Below are 21,069 nucleotides of genomic sequence, written 5' to 3'. Positions count from 1 at the left end.
CAGGGCTGCGCTCATTCAGATACGCTCCATTTTCGGCAGCCAGACACGAATCAGCGAAAACAGGCGGTCCAGGTCGATAGGCTTGGCCAGATAATCGTTGGAACCGGCCTGCAGGCAACGCTCCTGATCATCCTTCATGGCCTTGGCAGTCACCGCGATAATCGGCAGTTTGCGCCAGCGCGGGTCCTTGCGGATCTCGATGGTCGCCTCGTAGCCGTCCATCTCGGGCATCATCACGTCCATCAGCACCAGATCGATATCTTCGACCTCGTTGAGCTTCGCGATCGCTTCGAAACCATTGCGGGCGATTTCCACCACTGCGCCCTTGTGCTCCAGCGCACTGGTCAGGGCGAAGATATTGCGCACATCGTCGTCGACCACGAGAATCTTGCGCGCTTCGAATACCTTGTCCCGGCTGCGTGCGGTTTTGAGCATCTTCTGCCGCTCATTGGAGAGCTGCGACTCGACCTTGTGCAGGAACAGGGTCACTTCGTCCAGCAGCCGCTCGGGTGAGCGTGCGCCTTTGATGATGATCGAGCGCGAGTACTTCATCAGCTCGGCCTCTTCATCGCGGGTCATGTTGCGCCCGGTGTAGACAATGACCGGCGGGAACGAACAGATATCCTCCGTCGACATGCGCTTGAGCAACTCGTTACCCAGCATGTCCGGCAGCTTCAGGTCGATGATCATGCAGTCGTAAACATGATCGCGCAGCAGGTCCAGCGCTTCCTGAGCAAAACCTACCGCGGTGATTTCAATGTCGTCGTCACCGATCAGCCGCGCAATGCTGTCACGCTGCAACGCGTCGTCTTCGACCAGCAGGATGCGCTTGACCTTCTGGGTCAGCTTGGCCTCCAGCTTGGCAAACACGTCCTTGAGCTCTTCACGCGTGGTCGGTTTGACTGCGTAGCCAATGGCGCCCATGTGCAGCGCCGCCTCCTGACGGTCCTCGACCGAAATGACATGCACCGGAATGTGTCGGGTCGGGGCCAGCTCCTTGAGGCGCTGCAACACGGTCAGGCCGGAGTGATCCGGCAGGCGCATGTCCAGCAGGATGGCGTCGGGCGTATAGCGTGCGGCGAGGTTGAAGCCGTCATCGGCAGCGTGCGCGACCAGGCAGTCGTAGCCCAGTTCGTGGGCCAGATCGAACAGAATCTGCGCGAATCGCACTTCATCTTCGATGACCAGAATACAGCGCCGCTGGAACGGCGCCTTTTCGCGGTCATCGGCGAACACCGGTGCCGCTGGCTCGACCAGTGCAGGCGGCTGAATGACCGGTGCAACGGGCGCAGGCAGGCGCTGAGCGGTGGGAGCGACGACGACCGGATCAATACCGGATTCAACCGAGCCCTGCTCGATGTATTGCTCCGGCAGCACGAGTGTGAAGATACTGCCCTGCCCCGGCGCGCTGGTGACGCCGATTGATCCGCCCAGCAGTGCCGCCAGATCCCGGGAAATCGACAACCCAAGACCTGTGCCGCCGTAACGCCGGTTGGTCGTGCCGTCGGCCTGACGGAATGCCTCGAAAATGCCCTGCTGATGCTCTTCCGCGATGCCGATGCCCGAATCACGCACGCTGAACACGATGCCCGCGCCTGGCTGCCGAGAGACGATCATGCTGACCGCGCCCGCTTCGGTGAACTTGATCGCGTTGGACAGCAGGTTTTTGAGAATCTGCTCCAGACGCTGGCGGTCGGTGAACAGCATGGTCGGCGCGCCCGCCTGTATATCGACCGAGAATGCCAGCTTCTTCTCGGCGGCCAGCGGCATGAACATGGAGCGCAGGCCTTCCACGAGACGCGGCACGCTGCTGTTCTCCGGACGCACTTCCAGCTTGCCGGCTTCGACCTTGGAGATGTCCAGAATGTCGTTGATCAGGTTCAGCAGGTCGTTGCCAGCCGAATAGATCGACTCGGCGAACTTGACCTGTTCGGCGGTGAGGTTTTCTTTCGGGTTCTCGGCCAGCAATTTGGCGAGAATCAACGAACTGTTGAGCGGCGTGCGCAGCTCATGGGACATATTGGCGAGAAATTCAGACTTGTATTTGCTGGAGCGTTGCAGCTCGTCTGCCCGGGCCTGCAATTCGGTTTGAGCGATGCTCAACTCTTCATTGTTCCGGTCCAGCGCATCACGCTGCTCAGCCAGCGCCTTGCCTTGATCGGCCAGTTGCTCGTTGGTCTGCTCCAGTTCGGCCTGTTGGGTTTCCAGGTGCGCCTGGGACTCCTTGAGAATACGCGACTGCTCTTCGAGTTCTTCGTTGGCGGTTCGCAACTCTTCCTGCTGCACTTGCAATTCTTCGTTGAGCTGCTGGGTTTCGGCGAGCACTTCCTGCAAGCGCTGACGATAACGTGCCGCTTCTATGGACGTACCGACGTTTTCGGAAACCAACTCCAGAAACTCGATGTCCTGCTCGGTCAGAGGGCGCAAAAAGCCCAGCTCGATGACCCCGTTGATCTGATCGTCATTACTGGTAGGCACGACGATCACGCTGCGAGGTGATCCTTCGCCAAGACCCGAAGCCACCTTGAAAAAATAGCCTTCCGGCAGATCATCCAGGGTGATGATCCGCTTCTGTCGTGCCGCCTGGCCGACGATGCCTTCGTCACTGTGGATGACCTGCGCCTGCTGCTCCTGCTCGCGGGAAAAACCGTAGGATGCTACACGCGACAGGCCACCATGCTCCTGGCGGATATACACCGCCCCCACCGAAGCGCCCAGGTAACGGGTCAGAAACTGCAGGATGTGGCCGCCAAGCATGTTGAGTGTCAGTTGCCCAAGCACCTGCTCCGCCAGCTCGCTCTGACCATTGCGCAGCCAAGCCACCTTTTGCAGCCGTTCGGCATTGATTTCCTGCAACCTGATATTTTCGCTGTAGGTGCCCGAAAGAGACATCAGGTCTCTGCGGCCGATATACGCCAGGATGCCGCTGACAATCACCACGAATATCAGGTACAGCGAGACCGAAAGCACCGTACTGCGCGTCACCTCGGCATTGCGCGTCAGGCGAAGCTGCTGCTCCATTTCCACCGCTTGCTCATACTCGGTGCGGATCTGATCGGTAATTCGCTTGCCCCGCCCCGCCAGGACCGGCGCCAGAAAGTCGCCATTGTTGCGCCGCAGGTCGATCATCTGCTGGGCAAAAGCGTTCCACTCTTGCTGCATGGTGGAAAGACGCCTGAATCGGTCCTGTTGCGTGGGGTTGTCTTCCACCAGGCTCATCAGGCCTTCCAGTTCAGCGGCCAGCAACGGCTTGGCCAGCTCGTAAGGGTCGAGGAAGTGCTGATCGCCGGTCAGCAGAAAACCGCGCATGCCGGTTTCCATGTCGATGGAGAGCTTCATCGAGCGGTTGGTGTTATTGATAACCCGGTCGGTGTGCTCGACCCACTGAATCGCCGCCAGCAGATAACTGATCAACAGGATGAAGAAAACTGCACTCAGCACACCGACACCCAGTGGCAAGCCTACGTTACGTCCCAGTAACTTGCGAAAGCGCTGCTCATCGACGACAGACGTCCGATTCATGAAATATCCCTGACAAATGGATCAAAACAACAGAGTTTGCCGCAATCCTACGAAAAACACTCTCATTTCTCACATAGAGGATTGAAATTTCACACATAAATCGGCGATAAGCACGCCGACATCTGTGCGCTTGACGCATGGACCCTGAATTGTCGTCGCGATTCCCGGTATTTGTTCACCCATTGAACTTCCCTACCGTTTTTACTTACTGATACATAGACTGTACCAATAGCGGACAGAGCGGCTTGGCGATGCCGAGCCAATAAAGCAGGATGCATGGCATTCAGCGCTGTTTGCGTGACAACCCCATTAAGGCTTTAAGGAGTCAACCATGCCGGACGCTGCGAGCACCATTCTTGTGGTCGAAGACGACGCCATTGTGCGCATGCTGATTGTCGACGTGCTCGAAGAGCTGGAGTACACCGTGCTTGAGGCTGAAGACGCGACCTCTGCGCTGGAGTTGGTGACCGATTCCAGCAATCGCATCGATCTGCTGATGACCGATCAGGGGCTGCCTGACATGAAAGGCACCGTGCTGGCCAAAAAAGTCATCGAGCTGCGCCCGGAGCTGCCGGTACTGTTCGCCAGTGGCTACTCCGAGAACATCGACGTTCCACCGGGCATGCACTCCATCGGCAAGCCGTTCTCCATCGACCAGTTGCGCGACAAGGTAAAAAGCATTCTTGTCTAGTCTCGACGCTGCGCCTGCCCTTTCCCGCGAACACACAAAAAACCGGCTGCTGATTATCGGCTATGTCTGGCCCGAGCCGCGCTCGTCTGCAGCCAGCGGGCACATGATGCAGCTGATCCAGTGTTTTCTGGAGCATGACTGGCAGATCACCTTTGCCAGCCCTGCGACTGAAGGCGAACACCGCGCCGATCTGGTCAGCCTGGGCATCCACGAGGTCCGGATCGCCCTTAACAGCAGCACTTTTGACACGTTTGTGGCCGGGTTGCAGCCCCACGCCGTGCTGTTCGATCAGTTCATGATCGAGGAGCAGTTTGGCTGGCGCGTCGAACAGCAGTGCCCGGATGCCCTGCGTATTCTGGAAACCTCGGATTTTCAGAGCTTGCGTCATGCACGGCATCAGCTGTTCAAAGACCGGCCCGACGATCTGCAGGGCCTTTTTGCATCGTCAGCAAGCGAGCTGTTCGCGCAGATTGCCGCCAGCGATCTGGCGCAGCGCGAGGTCGCCTCGCTGTATCGCTGCGACCTCAATCTGATGACGTCGGACGTGGAAATCGACCTGCTGACCGATCAGTTCGGGCTAGCGGCCTCGCTGCTGCACTGGTGCCCGCTGATGATCAATGCTGTGCCTGAGCACGCCACGCCATTCGAGGAGCGCGCGCACTTCCTGAGTATCGGCAACTTTCGCCACGCGCCCAATTGGGACGCTGTACTGTGGATGAAAACTGCCATCTGGCCGCTGATCAGGCAGCAATTGCCCGACGCACAGTTGCACATCTATGGGGCCTATACGCCGCCTAAAGCGACTGCCCTGCACAATGCGGCACAGGGCTTCCACATCATGCAGTGGGCTGAAGATGCGCTGCAGGTCATGTCGCAGGCACGCGTCTGTCTGGCCCCGTTGCGCTTTGGTGCCGGGATCAAAGGCAAATTGATGGACGCCATGCTCTGCGGCACACCGTCAGTGACCACGCCCATCGGCGCAGAAGCCATGAGCGGCGGCCTGCCGTGGCCAGGCGTGATTGCCAGTGATGCGGCGCAGATCGCCGCTGCGGCAGTTCAGCTCTATCGCGACCGCAGTCTATGGCTGGAGGCGCAGCGTGCGGGTTGGGTGCTGCTGCAGGCGCGTTACCGGCACCAGCAGCACAGCGCCAGCCTGATGGCGCGCGTCGAGGCCCTGCGCAGTAACTTGCCCGCCCATCGACTGGCCAACTTCACCGGCGCCATGCTTCGGCATCACCACCATAAAAGTACCAAATACATGGCGCAATGGATCGAAGCCAAGAATCGCCACAAGGATGCTGGCGTCTAGATTGGCCTGCGTAGCAAATACGTATCCATGATCCAGCCCTTGCGGCTGCGGGCCTCGGCGCGCAGCCGCTTGATCTGTTCACAGACGTCGTCGAGCCGGCCGGCAACCAGTATTTCATCCGGCGTGCCCAGGTAGGCACCCCAATAGATGTCCAGCCCCTGCCCGACATGACGCTCGAAGCTGCACTGCGCGTCGAGCATCACCACCACATTTTCTGGTACTTCAGCGGGCATGGCCGCCAGGCGTCGGCCGGTGGTGATGTGGATCGACTCACCGATCCGGTTGAGCGGTACACGATGCCGGGCCACCAGGGCCTGGACGCTGGTGATGCCGGGAATCACCTGATAGTCGAATGCCTCGCTGCCCCGCGCCAGTACCCGATCAAGGATACGCAGCGTGCTGTCGTACAGCGACGGATCGCCCCACACCAGAAATGCGCCGACCTGCTGCGCCTTCAGTTCATCACCGATAAGCCGTTCGAATAATGCCGCACGCTGCTCATGCCAGTGCTCAATGCCCCGCTCATAGACATCCGGATCGTTTTCGCGCCTGGGGTCCTGAACCTGGACGATCCGGTAGCGCTGATGAGTGATATAGCGCTCACAGACCGCCTTGCGCAGCTGCAAAAGCTCGTCGTCGACATAGCCTTTGTCGAGAACGAAGATCACCTCGGCGCGATTCAGGGCATTGATCGCCTGCACGGTAATCTGCTCGGGATCACCAGCGCCCATGCCAATCAGAAGGATCTGTTTCATCGAGCGAAAACTCCCGCGTGGCCAGTCAGGTCGAGCGTCTGATCGTAGGCGATTTTTCGCTGAGGATGACGCACTGAAGTAAAAAATCAGGCACATTACGGCTCTGGCAATTGCTGAACACGACGAAGCCATGAATAAAACAACAAGAATCGCCGACCCGTCCTACGAGCTGATGGACGACCACAACGGCCTGTCGATCATCTATCGCGAGCATGGGTTCCCCTGCCCGCTGGTGCGCTGGCACTTCCATAAGGAATACGAACTGCACCTGATCGTTGCCAGCTCCGGCAAGGTGTTTGTCGGCGATTACATCGGCAATTTCAATCCTGCCAGCCTGTTCCTGACCGGCCCTAACCTGCCGCACAACTGGATCAGTCAGGTCGACGAGGGCCAGGTGGTGCCCAAGCGCGACATGCTGGTCAACTTTACCGACGAATTGCTGGAAAGCGGCAATCAGGTGTTTGCCGAACTCAGAACGCTCACGCCACTGTTGGAGCGCGCCCGCTACGGGATCGAATTCCGTTGCAAGCGTACGATTCGTCAGGCGATGAAGCAGATGCAGAAGATTGCCGACTCCAGCGGCGTCACGCGCCTCGGGCACTTTTTCATTCTGCTTGAACTGTTGGCAGCCAGCGACGACTACCAGTTGCTGTCGGGCACGGCCGTCGCGCACACCGCAGACGAACACAGTGTCGATCGCACCAACCGCGCCGTGGACTACATTTTTGCTCATTACAGTCGGGAACTGCCGCTTGAAGAAGTGGCGGACTATCTGGGCATGAAACCCACCTACTTTTCCAGAGTGTTCAAGCAGGCCACCGGGCGCTGTTTCGTGGAATTCGTCAACCGGCTACGCATCAGCAAGTCCTGTGAACTGCTGGCCGATGGCGACAAACCGGTGACTGACGTGTGCTTCGAATCGGGTTTCAACAATATTTCCAACTTCAACCGGCGCTTTCAGCAGCTCAAGGGCATGACGCCTTCGCACTACCGCCGCCTCGCCGTACAGCGCCTGACCGAGCAAAACCTGTACTGATTTGCCCTCGCTGCACGATCTTCGTCTACGCTGCAATTGCCTCAAAGCTTGCCCAAGGGCGATTGCGCTGTATCGCCTCTCAATAGCCGGGTGCAAAAAAGTATCAGTCAGAGTGCAGTGCAGGATTTGTCTTTCAGACCGAACGCCGTTGTAATCAGCCCACATCTTCCTCACCTCCGGAAGAGAAAAAAACAATAACCATCCTTCTACTGCTCACTGGGCGTGGAAGAGGAGTGATCAATGAAGACCTCAGCAAAACTTCTGCTCGCCAGTTCCGTCCTCAGCACCTGTTTCGTGTTCAGTGGCAGCGCCACCGCCGGGACCGTGACCATCGCCACGGTCAACAACAGCGACATGATTCGCATGCAGCGCCTCTCCAAGACCTTTGAAGAAAAGCACCCCGACATCAAGCTCAACTGGGTGGTGCTGGAAGAGAACGTCCTGCGCCAACGCCTGACCACCGACATCGCCACCAAGGGCGGCCAGTTCGACGTACTGACCATCGGCATGTACGAAGCCTCACTCTGGGGCCAGAAAGGCTGGTTGCAGGAAATGAAGGACTTGCCAGCCAGTTATGAGCTGGACGATGTCTTCCCGTCGGTGCGTGACGGCCTGTCGGTGGACGGCAAACTGTTCGCCCTGCCGTTTTACGCCGAAGCGTCGATCACCTACTACCGCACTGACCTGTTCAAAGCGGCTGGCCTGACCATGCCGGAACGCCCGACCTGGACGCAGATCGCAGAATATGCAGGCAAACTGACTGACAAGTCCAAGGAACAGTACGGCCTTTGCCTGCGTGGCAAGGCGGGCTGGGGCGAGAACATGGCGCTGATCACCACACTGGCCAACGCCTATGGCGGCCGCTGGTTCGATGAGCAGTGGAAGCCTCAGTTCGATCAGCCGGAATGGAAGAACGCGCTGACCTACTACGTCGATACTCTGAAAAAATCCGGCCCGCCGGGCGCCTCCAGCAACGGTTTCAACGAAAACCTCGCGCTGTTCAACAGCGGCAAGTGTGCGATCTGGGTAGACGCCAGCGTTGCCGGCTCATTCGTCACCGACAAGAAACAAAGCAAAGTGGCTGACAGCGTAGGCTTTACCTACGCGCCGCACGAGGTCACCGACAAAGGTTCATCGTGGCTGTATTCGTGGTCGCTGGCGATCCCGACCAGCGCCAAGAACACCAAGGACGCTGCCGAGTTCACGCAATGGGCAACCTCGAAAGAGTACGCCAAGCTGGTGGCCGACACCGACGGCGTGTCCAACGTACCGCCAGGCACTCGCGCTTCGACCTACACCGATGAGTACAAGAAAGCCGCACCGTTCGCCAACATCACGCTGGAGTCGTTGAAGAAGGTTGATCCCAAGTCGCCAACGCTCAAACCCGTGCCTTATGTCGGCATTCAACTGGTCACGATTCCTGAGTTCCAGGCTATCGGCACCAGTGTCGGCCAGCAGTTCTCTGCCGCACTGATCGGCCAGTCCACTGTTGAAAAATCCTTGGCCAATGCGCAGACCGCCACCGAGCGGGACATGAAGCGGGCGGGTTACCCGAAGAAGTAAACGCCCTGCATCAGGGCGCAGGCTGCGGCTTGCGCCCTGTCGCTCACCTGCGCAACACCTTTGGTGCAATCCGGTTCGGAGCTCCCCATGACTACCTCAGCCACTCCTGAACGTACGGACCTGTCCGGCGATCAGCCCCCGCTCAAACATCATCGGTTCAAACCAGGCTGGTTTCTGGTCAGCCCCTCCGTCGCACTGCTGTTGATCTGGATGATCGTGCCGCTGGGCATGACCATTTATTTCTCGCTGATCCGCTACAACCTGCTGTCACCCGGCGAAAACGAGTTTGTCGGGCTGGAGAACTTTCAGTATTTCGTCACCGACAGCGGCTTTTTGCCCGGTGCCGGTAATACCTTGCTGCTGGTCGGTAGCGTACTGGCGATCAGCGTGATCCTCGGCGTGCTGATTTCGGCGCTGCTGGAAGCCAGCGAGTTCTTTGGTCGCGGCATTGTTCGTGTGCTGCTGATCTCGCCGTTCTTCATCATGCCGACGGTCAGCGCCCTGATCTGGAAAAACTTGATCTTTCATCCGGTCTCCGGCGTGTTGGCGGCAGTGTGGAAGTTCTTCGGTGCCGAACCGATCGACTGGTTTGCGCATTATCCGATGCTGTCGATCATCATTATTGTGTCCTGGCAGTGGCTGCCGTTCGCCATTCTGATCCTGATGACCGCCATGCAGTCGCTGGATCAGGAACAGAAAGAAGCGGCGCGCCTCGACGGTGCCGGTCCGATTGCGATCTTCTGGCACCTGACCCTGCCGCACCTGGCCCGCCCTATCGCGGTCGTGGTGATGATCGAGACGATCTTCCTGCTCTCGGTGTTCGCGGAGATCTTTACCACCACCAATGGCGGGCCGGGTTTTGCCTCGACCAACCTGGCGTACCTGATCTACATCCAGGCACTGCTGCAGTTCGACGTCGGCATGGCCTCGGCGGGCGGGCTTATCGCCGTCGTCATTGCCAACATCGCGGCGATCATCCTGATCCGGATGATCGGCAAAAACCTCACCGACAAGTCATGAGGACCTTGCCATGATGACCCTCAAGCAATCACGCCGCGTGCAAAGCCTGCTGCTCGGGACCCTGTCCTGGGTGATCGCTGCGGTGGTGTTCTTCCCGATCTTCTGGATGGTGCTGACCAGCTTCAAGACCGAGATCGACGCGTTTGCCACACCGCCGCAGCTGTTCTTCACGCCGACGCTGGAGAACTACCTGCACATTCAGGAGCGCAGCGATTACTTTCACTTTGCCTGGAACTCGGTGCTGATTTCCTTCAGCGCCACAGTGCTGGCCATGCTGATCGCCATCCCTGCCGCCTATTCCATGGCGTTCTTCGAGACCAAACGCACCAAACGCACGCTGCTGTGGATGCTCTCGACCAAGATGCTGCCGCCGGTGGGCGTGCTGATGCCGATCTACTTGCTGGCCAAGACCTTTGGCCTGCTGGATTCAAGGCTGGCGCTGATCATCATCTACACGCTGATCAACCTGCCGATTGTGGTCTGGATGATTTACACCTACTTCAAGGACATTCCCGGCGAAATCCTCGAAGCCTCGCGGCTGGACGGGGCCAGCACCCGCCAGGAAATCTTTCGTGTGCTGATGCCGATCTGCAAGGGCGGCCTGGCCTCAACGGCGCTGCTGTCGCTGATCCTGTGCTGGAACGAGGCGTTCTGGTCGCTGAATCTTACGTCGTCCGCCGCGGCACCGCTGACCGCACTGATCGCCTCCTACTCCAGCCCTGAAGGGTTGTTCTGGGCCAAGCTGTCAGCGGTGTCGACCCTGGCGTGCGCACCCATCCTGATTTTCGGCTGGATCAGTCAGAAACAACTGGTTCGTGGCCTTTCGTTCGGCGCTGTCAAATAGCCCCGGCCCAAAGAATAAAAAGGAGTCCACCATGGCTAACCTCAGCATCAGAAATCTGCAAAAAGGCTTTGATGGTCATCAGATCATCAAGGGCATCGATCTGGATGTGAAAGACCGGGAATTCGTGGTCTTTGTCGGCCCGTCGGGCTGTGGCAAGTCGACCCTGCTGCGGCTGATCGCCGGGCTTGAAGAAGTGACCTCCGGCACCATCGAACTCGATGGCCGCGACATCACCCAGGTCACCCCGGCCAAGCGCGATCTGGCGATGGTGTTCCAGACCTACGCGCTGTATCCGCACATGACAGTCGGCAAGAACCTGTCGTTCGCGCTGGACCTGGCCGGCGGTGACAAGGCCGAGATCAAGAAGAAGGTCGACGAAGCCGCACGCATTCTGGAGCTCGGCCCGTTGCTGGAGCGCAAGCCCAAGCAATTGTCCGGCGGCCAGCGTCAGCGCGTGGCCATCGGGCGGGCGATTGTGCGCAACCCGAAAATCTTTCTGTTCGATGAACCGCTGTCCAACCTTGACGCCGCGCTGCGCGTGCAGACCCGCCTAGAATTGTCGCGCCTGCACAAAGAATTGCAGGCGACCATGATCTACGTCACCCACGACCAGGTCGAAGCCATGACCCTGGCCGACAAGGTGGTGGTGCTCAATGGCGGCAAGGTCGAACAGGTCGGTTCGCCGCTGGAGCTGTATCACCACCCGGCCAACCTGTTCGTGGCCGGTTTTCTCGGCACGCCGAAGATGGGCTTTCTCAAGGGCATGATCAGCCGGGTCGGCAGCGCCGACTGTGAAGTCGAACTGGATGCAGGCACGCGCATCAGCTTGCCGGTGAACGGTGCAGGCCGAAGTGTTGGCGATGCCGTCACGCTGGGCATTCGTCCGGAACACCTGAACCTGGCGCAGGACAGCGATTGTCAGTTGCAGGTCATCGCTGATGTCAGCGAACGCCTTGGCAGTGACACGTATTGCCACGTACGCACCCGTTCCGGCGAGCCGCTGACCCTGCGCATCCGTGGCGATCTGGCCAGCCAGTACGGCGAGACGCTGAATCTGCATCTGGATAGCGCCCAATGCCACCTGTTCGACGCCCAAGGCCTGGTGATCGCCAAAGCCTTGCAGACCGTCGCCGCCTGAGTCCCGGAGAACCTCGTCATGTCCGCTCAAACCATCAAGTTGAACAAGAACAATCTGTTACAGCTGGACGCTGATATTGCCCTGCCCACTTATGCCGTCGAAAACACTCGTCAGGGCATTGCCCACATTGGTGTCGGTGGTTTCCATCGGGCGCATCAGGCGTTTTACACCGATGCGCTGATGAACAGCGGCGAAGGTCTGGACTGGAGCATCTGCGGGGTCGGTCTGCGACCTGAGGACCGCGCAGTGCGCGATGCTCTGGCAGAGCAGGATTACCTGTACACGCTCTACGAACTGGGCGATACGCCAGACACCAAAACCCGCATCATCGCCTCGATCAGCGGCATGTTGCTGGCTGAGGACAGCCCGCAGGCATTGATCGACAAGCTGGCCAGCGCGGAAATCCGCATTGTTTCGCTGACCATCACCGAAGGCGGTTATTGCATTGACGACAGCAACGGCCAGTTCATGGCCCATCTGCCGCAAATCCAGCATGACCTGGCCAACCCGGAGCAGCCGAAGACCGTATTCGGGTTCCTCTGCGCAGCACTGGCGCGTCGCCGTGCCGAAGGTACGCCGGCCTTTACCGTGATGTCCTGCGATAACCTGCCGCACAACGGCGCGGTGGCGCGCAAGGCATTGCTGACGTTCGCGGCCTTGCGCAATACCGAGTTGCATGACTGGATCGCTGCCAACGTCAAATTCCCCAACGCCATGGTCGACCGTATTACACCGATGACCAGTGCCGCCCATCGCCAGCAACTGGCCGATGACAAACAGGTCGACGATGCCTGGCCGGTGGTCTGCGAGCCGTTCGTGCAATGGGTGCTGGAAGACAAGTTCGTCAGCGGTCGCCCTGCCTGGGAGAAAGTCGGCGTGCAGTTCACCGACGACGTGACCCCCTACGAAGACATGAAGATAAAACTGCTCAATGGCAGCCATCTGGCCCTGACCTACCTGGGTTTTCTGAAGGGCTACCGTTTTGTGCACGAGACCATGAACGATCCGCTGTTCGTGCGTTACATCCGCGCCTACATGGACCTGGATGTCACCCCGCAGCTGGCCTCGGTGCCCGGTATCGATCTGGAAGGCTACAAGGACACGCTGATCGAGCGCTTCTCCAATCAGGCGATTGCAGACCAGCTGGAGCGGGTCTGCTCGGACGGCTCGTCGAAATTCCCCAAGTTCACCATTCCGACCATCAACCGGCTGATCATCGATCAGGGCAACCTCGAGCGCGCTTCACTGGTCGTGGCTGCCTGGGCGCTGTACCTGAAGGGCGTCGACGAAAACGGCGCGGTCTACAAAATTCCCGACCCGCGTGCCGAGTTCTGTCAGGCCCTGGTGGCCGATGACGCGCTGATCACTCAACGGCTGTTGCAGGTCGAAGAGATATTCGGTCTGGCTATTCCGCAATCGGCCGAGTTTGTCGCGGCATTCGAGCAGAACCTCAACAATCTCCGCGAACTGGGTGTCAGCGGTACGCTGGAAAAACTTCTGGCCCACAGCCTCTGAGGGACACGCCATGTTTCTTGGAATCGATTGCGGGACCCAGGGCACCAAAGCGCTGGTACTGGATACCGAAAACGGCAAAGTGCTGGGTGAAGGCTCGGCGCCGCACAGCCTGATCAGTGACGCTAACGGCCGCCGCGAACAAGACGTGCAGCAATGGCTGGATGCGCTACAGCAGGCGGTGCGCGAGGCGTTGACGCTGGCCGATGTTTCCGGGCAACAGATTCAAGGCATCGGCGTCTCCGGCCAGCAGCACGGGCTGGTGCTGCTCGACGAGCACGGGCAGGTGCTGCGCCCGGCCAAGCTGTGGTGCGACACCGAATCCGCCCCGGAAAACCAGCGTTTGCTGGATTATCTGGGCGGCGCGCAGGGCTCACTGCAACGCCTCGGCCTGGTCATTGCGCCGGGCTATACCGTGTCCAAGCTGTTATGGACCAGGGAACAACATCCCCAGGTGTTCGAACGCATCGACAAGGTTCTGCTGCCGCACGACTACCTCAATTACTGGCTGACCGGGCGTGCCTGCACTGAATACGGCGACGCATCTGGCACCGGCTATTTCAACGTCCGTACCCGCGAATGGGATCTGCCGCTGCTGGCGCACATCGACCCGAGCGGTCGACTGGGCAAGGCGCTGCCTGACTTGCTTCAGGCCGATGAACCGGTTGGCACGCTGCTTCCCGAGATCGCCGCACTGCTGGGCCTGAACCCTGCCGCCGTGGTGTCCAGCGGTGGTGGCGACAACATGATGGGCGCAATCGGCACTGGCAATATCCAGCCTGGGCTGATCACCATGAGCCTCGGCTCGTCCGGTACGGTGTACGCCTACGCCGATGAGGCGCGTGTCAGCAAACATGAGTCGGTGGCCACGTTCTGCTCATCGTCCGGCGGCTGGCTGCCGCTGATCTGCACCATGAACCTGACCAACGCGACCACGGCCATTCGTGAGCTGTTCGCGCTGGATATCAAAGACTTCAATCAGGCGGTCGCCGAGTCGCCGATCGGGGCCGAGGGCGTGCTGATGCTGCCGTTCCTCAACGGTGAACGCGTCCCTGCCCTGCCCGACGCCACCGGCAGCATCGTCGGGCTGGACAGCACCAACCTGACTCAGGGCAATCTGAGCCGCGCGGTGGTCGAGGGCACGACGTTCGGTCTGCGTTACGGGCTGGATCTGTTGCGTGACAGCGGTATCAGAAGCGAAAAGATCCGGCTCATCGGCGGCGGTTCCAAAAGTGCGGTATGGCGGCAGATCGTTGCCGACATCATGGACACGCCGGTGATCTGCACCGATCATTCAGAAGCAGCGGCGCTGGGCGCGGCGATTCAGGCGGCGTGGTGCGTAGCGAAGGCCACTGGCAACCCGCAAAGCCTGCAACAGCTGTGCGAACGTTGCGTCAGCCTTGATCAGAGCAGCGAAACCCAGCCGATCACGCAGAATGTCCAGGCTTACCAGCAGGTCTATCAGCGTTACCAGGCGCTGCTACACCCGGTACAGCCACGCGAAGTTTGAACCCTGTTTTTTCATGGAGCACTTATGTTTCTGGTTTGCGGCGAAGCACTGTTCGATATTTTCACCCGCCCTGACAAGGGCGGCTCCCTCAACAGGCTGGGGTTCGACGCGATTGCCGGTGGTTCACCGTTCAACGTCGCCATCGGCTTGCGTCGTCTGGGCGTGGAGGCAGGTCTGTTTGCCGGGCTGTCTACCGACTATCTGGGCCGTCGCCTGCGTGCAGTGCTGGAGCAGGAAACGGTTGCGACCGATCACCTGATCGATTTTGACGCGCCGACCACGCTGGCCATGGTGGCGGTGGGCAACGATGGCTCGCCCACCTACAGTTTTCGCGGCGACGGTTGCGCCGACCGACAATTGCGCCTTGAGCACCTGCCGACGCTTGGCGAGCAGGTACGCGGCATTCACGTGGGTTCGTTCTCACTGGTGGTGCAGCCGATTGCCGACACGCTGCTGGCACTGGTCGCCCGGGAAAGCGCCACGCGCCTGATCTCGCTCGACCCCAACGTGCGCCTCAACCCAGCGCCGGACATTCAGCGCTGGCGTACGCAGGTTGCAGCCTTTGCCGAACACGCGCACCTGATCAAGGTCAGCGACGAAGACCTGCACCTGCTGTATCCGGACAGTAATCCACAGCAACTGGCAGAGGGCTGGCTGGGCAAACGGACACAACTGGTGATCGTGACCCGAGGCACGCAGGGCGCCAGTGTATTCACCCGCCAGCACGGCACCTGGTCGGTGCCGGCAAAAGCTGTGGTAACCGCCGATACCGTGGGTGCAGGCGATACATTTCAGGCTGCGCTGCTGACCTTCTTGAGTGAACGCCAACTGGACACGCCAGAAGGTCTGGCCACGCTTTCGAAGGAGCTGCTGGATGAGATGCTGAATTTTGCCGTCGCGGCGGCGGCGCTGACCTGCACCAAGGTCGGTCCGGACCTGCCTTATCGGCATCAGTTGGGGTGAGGTGCTGTAGGGGCCAGGGCCATACATCCGCATCAACTGCGGTGTATGGGCCATAGCCTTCGTGAGCAAGCTCCGCACAGTCAACTACTCAAACTGTGACCGGGGCGGCGAAACGTATTGCTCACGAAGGGGCTGTAACGGACGACAGACAACCGAGCAAAACTGCCTCGGTCAGGCCACCATCCCGGCCTTGATGCCTCTGATGCGCGTATTGATATCATCCGCCACATCGTTTTGCTTGTCCTTGAGTGCGTCCTGGACTTTCTGGTCAATCGCCAGTTGGTCCTGAGGCGCCATGGCGTCGTAGTCTTTCTGGCTGATGCCGGTCAGTTTCTCGCGCACTTTCTCTTCGGCAGTCTGCTTCAGAGAGTCCATGAATTTCTGTTCTACCGAATCCGTCGACCCTGTATCAGTGGTGCTGGCAGCGTTAGCCACCGAACCAATGAAACCGTTGTCACGATCACCCGTCTTCTCCGACAGTGAGGTATCACCGGCAGATTTGAGGTTGATCATCATGCGGGCGAAAGATTCGTTGTAACCGCTGTTGTCCTGCTTGCTGTCTTGCGACGTCGAATCGCTGATTTGCTGAGTGACCGGTGCTGTACCTGAAGTCAGGCCAGCAGCGGCGACTGCGCTGAAAGCGTCCTGAGACACCTCGTCCACAGTCTTGCGCCCGCCGACCGCTCGGGAGACCAACTGCTCAAGCGCATTTGTGCCAATAATCATCTTTCACCTCCTGATGAACATGCTGCGCAGGTTCAAAAGCAAGTCCGGTGCCAAGTGCGCTTTAAGCGCTTAACCCGTTGATTTGTATGACACCGCGTGAAGAATACCGAATATGTACCGTCAAAAAACAGCCAGTCATTGCCGTCGGCGGCGAGACTTTGCCTGTGTGGCAGCGGCACGTTCCTCAGGAGCTGGCTTCTGACTTGCCGCTTGCGGCTTGTAGCTTGAAGCTGGTACCCAACTGCTCCATCGGCACCGGAGCCGAAAAATAGTAGCCCTGCGCCTGCCCTGCGCCGATCTCGCGCAGCAACTCAAGCGTTTCCAGGTCTTCGACGCCTTCGGCCACAACGGTCAGGTCCAGCGATTCGGCCATGCGCACAATCGCGCGGACGATGGCACGGCTGCGCACACTGGAGACCAGGCCGAGGATGAACGATTTGTCTATTTTCAAACCGCTGAAATGGTACTGGTGCACATAACTGAGGGATGAGAAGCCGGCGCCGAAGTCATCCAGCATCACCGACATGCCCTGATCCGCCAGTTGCTTCATGGACAGGCGTGCCTGCTCGGGATCGGCGACCAGCGCACCTTCGGTCAGCTCCAGACACAGCCTCGCGGGCGCAACATCGTGCTCGGCAAGCATCGCAAGCACGTCGGCAGCGAAGGCCGGGCGGGTAATGCTGTAGCTGGAGCAGTTCACATGCACCGGCGGCCAGTTGTTGTTCTCGGGCTGAGCGAGGATGGTGATGACCCGCTTGAGCATGTACAGGTCAAGGCGACCGATCAGTCGCAGCCCTTCCAGTGCAGGCAGAAAGCTTTCTGGGGCAATGATTCGCCCATCCGCTTGCCGCCAGCGGATCAGCGCTTCAAGCGCCAGCAACTCGCCCGTAGCGGTGCAGACCAGCGGTTGAAAATACGGGATCAACTGATCCGTGCACTTCAACGCCGTGCGCAACGCGCCTTCCTGCTCCACTTGATCCAGCACTTCGCGACGCAACGCCTGATTGAACACCGCGAAGCTGTCACGACCGCCATTCTTGACCCGGTACATGGCGGTATCCGCGTCACGCAACAGATCGGCAGGCTCCTGATGAAACTGGCGGTCAGCGCCCACCACGCCGATGCTGCACGAAGAAAACACCGTATGCTCATCGATCACAAACGGCTGTTCAAAGGCGGTCAGTATCCGCTGGGCGATGTCCGTGCCCACCTGCAGCGCTGCATTGATACCCAGCACGGCAAACTCGTCACCGCCCAGCCTGGCCAGAAGATCACCTTCGCGCATACAACTGCGTAATCGCTCGGCGGCCTGAATCAGCAGGATGTCGCCGCAGTGATGCCCGAGGCTGTCGTTGATCATCTTGAAGCGGTCCAGATCGATGAACATGACAATCAGTTGCCGATCATGACCGCAAAAGTCTTGCCACGCCTGCGTCAGGCGCTGCTGCAGCTGACTGCGGTTCGGTAGCCCGGTCAATGAGTCGTGGGAGTTCTCGTACTGAAGCCGGGCATTGGCCTGATCCAGTTCACGAGTGCGGTCGCGTACTCTTGCTTCCAGTTGCAGATTGGCCGTATGGATTGCCTGGGCGGCGCTGCGCCGGGATAGCGCGGTATCGATGTGGCGGGAAACAAACGTCAGCAATTCTTGATCGCGCAACGTATAGCTCACCGATTTGGAGTAACTCTGCACCACCAGCACGCCCCGCACATCGTCGCCATCGAACAACGGGATGCCGAGCCAGGAAGACGAGCGGCCGGACTTTCCCTGCACTTCTATTTCGCCCTGGCGCTCCAGCTTGCGAGCATTCTCGTAATCGATCAGGCACGGCCGCCGCTGACCGATCACGTACTCGGTGAACCCCCGCTGCCCGCGCCGCGAACGTGGCGGCGTGAGCTGGTACTCATCGATGTAGTACGGGAACGTGACTTCGCCGGTTGAGCTGTCGTAAAGCGCAATGTAGAAATTAAGTGCAACCAGCAGCTCGCCGACGATCATGTGCAGGCTGCGAAACAGCTCGTTCATGTCCCCGGGCTGGCTGGAAAGCTCGGCGATGCTAAACAGCGCGCGCTGTAAATGCTCGGCGCGCTCGCGGTCTTGCACTTCCTGCCTGAGTGCGTCATTGACGGCTGACAGCTGCTGGGTGCGCAGCATGACCGTCTGCTCCAGATCGGTACGGCGTAAAAGCCTGTCCAGTGCCATCGCCACGTGTCGCGAAACCACCGAAAACAAAGCGCGGTCCGGCGAGCTGTAGACCCGCGACACGTCATAAACCTGCATCGCGACCATGCCGAAGACCTCATCCGAGGCGTTTTTCAGCGGCGCGCCCATCCAGAATTCAGGACGGCGGCCAACGCAGAAGAACTGTCCCTGGGCTTGCGCCTGTTCGATACACGAGGCCCCGAGAAACGATGGCTCTCCGGAGATTAATACATGGCCGGTGAGCGAGATCCGATTGACGTCGAGAAACTCGAACGCTTCCGGCGCAAGCGCCTCGTCATCAAAACGGTCAATGTAATAGGGATAGGTGATCCTGCCGCTTTGTCGATCGTAAAGCGCGACATAAAAATTCTCGGCGTCAATCAGTGTGGCCAACTGCTCGTGAATCCCTCGCAGAAACTCACCGCGATCCAGCGTGGAGCTGGCCAGCAGGCTGATTTCGTAGAGCACCCGTTGAGTGTGCTGAGCCCGGACCAACGCTGCGGTCTGCAGCAACGACCCCAACTGGACAGCCAGGTCATTCAGCAAAGGATTTTCAAGTTCGGCAACTGGCGCCAGGACCCACCCCAACACACCCTCGCCCTTCCCGGCAACGCGGCAATGCAACTGCCTTTCAGCACAAAACGGGTCGAAGTTTTCGAACGGGATATGGGCGGGCCAGTCGGCCTGTTCGTCGCCGTGCCCCAGCAGGCATTTCTGGTCACCGGCGGAATACGCGGCCCAGATAATGCCGGGCATGAGCATCCGCGTCGCGTTCAGTAGCGCGTCGATGCCAACTTGATCGGAAAACCTGACATGACTGTCGACCGTCGTGACGCGCAGATCGGATGCGTCGCTCAGCGAGCGCGGGGCCGTGGCCAGATGATTGACTGTCATGAAAACACCATGTAGTGGTCCAACGATGGTCATATTCAACAGTCATGACCAGAAGTTACAAGCGTGGCGTGACATTGTTACAAAGTTCAAAGTTTTTTGGCAGCACACTGTGAGGCTGCAACTCAAGCATGTGACGCAGGGCACTGGGCAAATCATTCATTCGAGGGTCCACCGGTCAGATTTCGCGGTCTCACGGGGCTCGAAACGAATATGTCCGGCTCTACTATGCTGACGTGCACTATCCACCACTGAAAAGGAGACACCCATGGTCAAGACTTACAGCTACGCAGCGCAGTCCGCCAAGGACGTACTGAGGCCTTATCAGTTCGAAAGGCGCGCCCCCGGTGCCGACGACGTGCAGATCGATATTCTTTATTGCGGCGTGTGCCACTCCGACCTTCACACTGCGCGCAATGAATGGCACAACACACTTTATCCATCCGTCCCGGGCCACGAAATCGTTGGCCGCATTACCGCTGTCGGTGCCGACGTAAAGACGTTCAAGGTGGGTGACCTTGCCGGTGTCGGCTGCATGGTCGACAGTTGCCAGCAATGCGCATCCTGCGCCGAAGGTGAAGAACAGTACTGCGAGAGTGGCTTTACCGGTACTTACAACGGTCCGGTATTCGGCGGCGAGAATACGTACGGTGGTTACTCCGACAAGATCGTGGTCAAAGAGAAGTTCGTGCTGCGCGTCTCTCACGACGCCAATCTGGCCGCAGTAGCGCCGTTGCTGTGCGCAGGCATCACCACCTACTCGCCGCTGCGCCACTGGAAAGTCGGCCCCGGCAAGAAAGTGGGCATTGTCGGTCTGGGCGGCCTGGGCCATATGGGCGTCAAGATTGCCCACGCCATGGGGGCTCATGTGGTGTTGTTCACCACCTCGCCGGACAAACGCGCAGACGGCCTGCGTCTGGGCGCAGATGAGGTGGTGGTGTCAAAGGACCCAGCGCAAATGGCGGCGCAGGCCAACAGCCTGGACTTTATCCTCAACACCGTCGCAGCGCCCCACGACCTTGATGCGTTTCTGGCACTGCTCAAGCGCGACGGCACCATGACCCTGGTGGGCGCCCCGGCCGAGCCACACCCTTCTCCGGCAGTCTTCAACCTGATCTTCAAGCGCCGCAGCCTGGCCGGCTCGCTGATCGGCGGCATTCAGGAAACTCAGGAAATGCTCGATTTCTGCGCCGAACACGGCATCGTCTCCGACATCGAAGAGATTGCCATGCAGGACATCAACGAAGCCTACGAGCGCATGCTGAAAGGTGATGTCAAATACCGCTTCGTTATCGACATGGCGAGCCTGAAGAAAGAAGCTTCAGCGGCCTGATTCTGCCTGAAGCGCCAGGGAATTCTGTTGCCAGGGACGGCAATCCGCAAAAAATC

The 21,069-nt window shown here is 59.3% G+C and carries 15 protein-coding genes; 11 read left to right on the top strand and 4 right to left on the bottom strand.

All coding sequences use genetic code 11. The features are described 5' to 3' along the window. Window positions 1-15: 15 nt before the first annotated feature. Window positions 16-3,522 carry a response regulator gene (locus I9H07_RS10930; RefSeq protein ID WP_024673189.1) on the bottom strand — a complete coding sequence of 1,169 codons (3,507 nt, stop codon included), beginning with the start codon at window positions 3,520-3,522 and terminating at the stop codon, window positions 16-18. 331 nt (window positions 3,523-3,853) lie between these two features. On the opposite strand from I9H07_RS10930, the gene I9H07_RS10925 reads away from it, so the two are divergent. Together I9H07_RS10925 and I9H07_RS10920 are read left to right on the top strand one after the other, a co-directional pair. Further along, window positions 3,854-4,213, top strand: a complete 360-nt coding sequence (locus I9H07_RS10925) for a response regulator (RefSeq protein WP_024673188.1) — start codon at window positions 3,854-3,856, stop codon at window positions 4,211-4,213. Further along, window positions 4,206-5,522 carry a glycosyltransferase gene (locus I9H07_RS10920; RefSeq protein ID WP_236425156.1) on the top strand — a complete coding sequence of 439 codons (1,317 nt, stop codon included), beginning with the start codon at window positions 4,206-4,208 and terminating at the stop codon, window positions 5,520-5,522. Before I9H07_RS10925 ends, I9H07_RS10920 begins: the two co-directional genes overlap by 8 nt. Here I9H07_RS10920 and cobF read toward each other — a convergent pair. Beyond that, window positions 5,519-6,277 (bottom strand): precorrin-6A synthase (deacetylating), encoded by a 759-nt coding sequence (gene cobF / locus I9H07_RS10915; RefSeq protein ID WP_024673186.1) that lies wholly within the window; start codon window positions 6,275-6,277, stop codon window positions 5,519-5,521. The two genes, I9H07_RS10920 and cobF, sit on opposite strands and share 4 nt — an antisense overlap. 130 nt (window positions 6,278-6,407) lie before the next feature. On the opposite strand from cobF, the gene I9H07_RS10910 reads away from it, so the two are divergent. From I9H07_RS10910 to I9H07_RS10875, 8 genes are all read left to right on the top strand, one after another. Then, window positions 6,408-7,313: an AraC family transcriptional regulator gene (locus I9H07_RS10910; protein ID WP_024673185.1), complete on the top strand. Its 906-nt coding sequence runs from the start codon at window positions 6,408-6,410 to the stop codon at window positions 7,311-7,313. Between the two features lie 240 nt (window positions 7,314-7,553). Then, entirely contained in the window at window positions 7,554-8,876 is a 1,323-nt protein-coding gene (locus I9H07_RS10905) for an ABC transporter substrate-binding protein (RefSeq protein WP_024673184.1), read from the top strand. Window positions 8,877-8,963: 87 nt separating this feature from the next. Beyond that, complete coding sequence (locus I9H07_RS10900; RefSeq protein WP_024646927.1) at window positions 8,964-9,896, top strand: carbohydrate ABC transporter permease; 933 nt, start codon at window positions 8,964-8,966, stop codon at window positions 9,894-9,896. Between the two features lie 10 nt (window positions 9,897-9,906). After that, window positions 9,907-10,740 (top strand): carbohydrate ABC transporter permease, encoded by an 834-nt coding sequence (locus I9H07_RS10895; RefSeq protein ID WP_024673183.1) that lies wholly within the window; start codon window positions 9,907-9,909, stop codon window positions 10,738-10,740. A gap of 31 nt (window positions 10,741-10,771) precedes the next feature. After that, a complete protein-coding gene (locus tag I9H07_RS10890; protein WP_236425155.1) occupies window positions 10,772-11,878 on the top strand; it encodes an ABC transporter ATP-binding protein in 1,107 nt (368 codons plus the stop codon). Between the two features lie 33 nt (window positions 11,879-11,911). Beyond that, on the top strand, window positions 11,912-13,393 hold the full coding sequence (locus tag I9H07_RS10885) for a mannitol dehydrogenase family protein (protein ID WP_058392204.1): 1,482 nt from the start codon (window positions 11,912-11,914) through the stop codon (window positions 13,391-13,393). Between the two features lie 10 nt (window positions 13,394-13,403). Then, window positions 13,404-14,900: a xylulokinase gene (gene xylB / locus I9H07_RS10880; RefSeq protein WP_236425154.1), complete on the top strand. Its 1,497-nt coding sequence runs from the start codon at window positions 13,404-13,406 to the stop codon at window positions 14,898-14,900. 24 nt (window positions 14,901-14,924) lie between these two features. Then, window positions 14,925-15,863 carry a carbohydrate kinase family protein gene (locus I9H07_RS10875; protein ID WP_236425153.1) on the top strand — a complete coding sequence of 313 codons (939 nt, stop codon included), beginning with the start codon at window positions 14,925-14,927 and terminating at the stop codon, window positions 15,861-15,863. A 171-nt stretch (window positions 15,864-16,034) separates the two neighbouring features. Here the strand turns inward: I9H07_RS10875 and I9H07_RS10870 are convergent, their stop codons facing one another. Next, window positions 16,035-16,589, bottom strand: a complete 555-nt coding sequence (locus I9H07_RS10870; RefSeq protein WP_058824569.1) for a hypothetical protein — start codon at window positions 16,587-16,589, stop codon at window positions 16,035-16,037. 184 nt (window positions 16,590-16,773) lie between these two features. Beyond that, the gene (locus I9H07_RS10865; RefSeq protein ID WP_236425152.1) at window positions 16,774-19,683 is read right to left on the bottom strand and encodes a sensor domain-containing phosphodiesterase; all 2,910 of its coding nucleotides are present in this window, start codon (window positions 19,681-19,683) and stop codon (window positions 16,774-16,776) included. Between the two features lie 265 nt (window positions 19,684-19,948). On the opposite strand from I9H07_RS10865, the gene I9H07_RS10860 reads away from it, so the two are divergent. Next, the gene (locus tag I9H07_RS10860) at window positions 19,949-21,013 is read left to right on the top strand and encodes an NAD(P)-dependent alcohol dehydrogenase (RefSeq protein ID WP_058392687.1); all 1,065 of its coding nucleotides are present in this window, start codon (window positions 19,949-19,951) and stop codon (window positions 21,011-21,013) included. The last annotated feature ends 56 nt before the right edge of the window (window positions 21,014-21,069 follow it).

The organism is Pseudomonas syringae, from assembly GCF_023278085.1.
In the GTDB taxonomy this organism is placed as follows: Bacteria; Pseudomonadota; Gammaproteobacteria; order Pseudomonadales; family Pseudomonadaceae; genus Aquipseudomonas; species Aquipseudomonas syringae_Q.
The sequence above is the reverse complement of the archived record's forward strand: the minus strand, read 5'-3'. Positions and strand labels throughout refer to the sequence as shown.

Coding starts and splice junctions, on each gene's coding strand:
- I9H07_RS10905 (WP_024673184.1), top strand. CDS start 7,554: ATGAAGACCTCAGCAAAACTTCTGCTCGCCAGTTCCGTCCTCAGCACC.
- I9H07_RS10895 (WP_024673183.1), top strand. CDS start 9,907: ATGATGACCCTCAAGCAATCACGCCGCGTGCAAAGCCTGCTGCTCGGG.
- cobF (WP_024673186.1), bottom strand. CDS start 6,277: ATGAAACAGATCCTTCTGATTGGCATGGGCGCTGGTGATCCCGAGCAG.
- I9H07_RS10870 (WP_058824569.1), bottom strand. CDS start 16,589: ATGATTATTGGCACAAATGCGCTTGAGCAGTTGGTCTCCCGAGCGGTC.
- I9H07_RS10890 (WP_236425155.1), top strand. CDS start 10,772: ATGGCTAACCTCAGCATCAGAAATCTGCAAAAAGGCTTTGATGGTCAT.
- I9H07_RS10930 (WP_024673189.1), bottom strand. CDS start 3,522: ATGAATCGGACGTCTGTCGTCGATGAGCAGCGCTTTCGCAAGTTACTG.
- I9H07_RS10925 (WP_024673188.1), top strand. CDS start 3,854: ATGCCGGACGCTGCGAGCACCATTCTTGTGGTCGAAGACGACGCCATT.
- I9H07_RS10860 (WP_058392687.1), top strand. CDS start 19,949: ATGGTCAAGACTTACAGCTACGCAGCGCAGTCCGCCAAGGACGTACTG.
- xylB (WP_236425154.1), top strand. CDS start 13,404: ATGTTTCTTGGAATCGATTGCGGGACCCAGGGCACCAAAGCGCTGGTA.
- I9H07_RS10875 (WP_236425153.1), top strand. CDS start 14,925: ATGTTTCTGGTTTGCGGCGAAGCACTGTTCGATATTTTCACCCGCCCT.
- I9H07_RS10900 (WP_024646927.1), top strand. CDS start 8,964: ATGACTACCTCAGCCACTCCTGAACGTACGGACCTGTCCGGCGATCAG.
- I9H07_RS10865 (WP_236425152.1), bottom strand. CDS start 19,683: ATGACAGTCAATCATCTGGCCACGGCCCCGCGCTCGCTGAGCGACGCA.
- I9H07_RS10910 (WP_024673185.1), top strand. CDS start 6,408: ATGAATAAAACAACAAGAATCGCCGACCCGTCCTACGAGCTGATGGAC.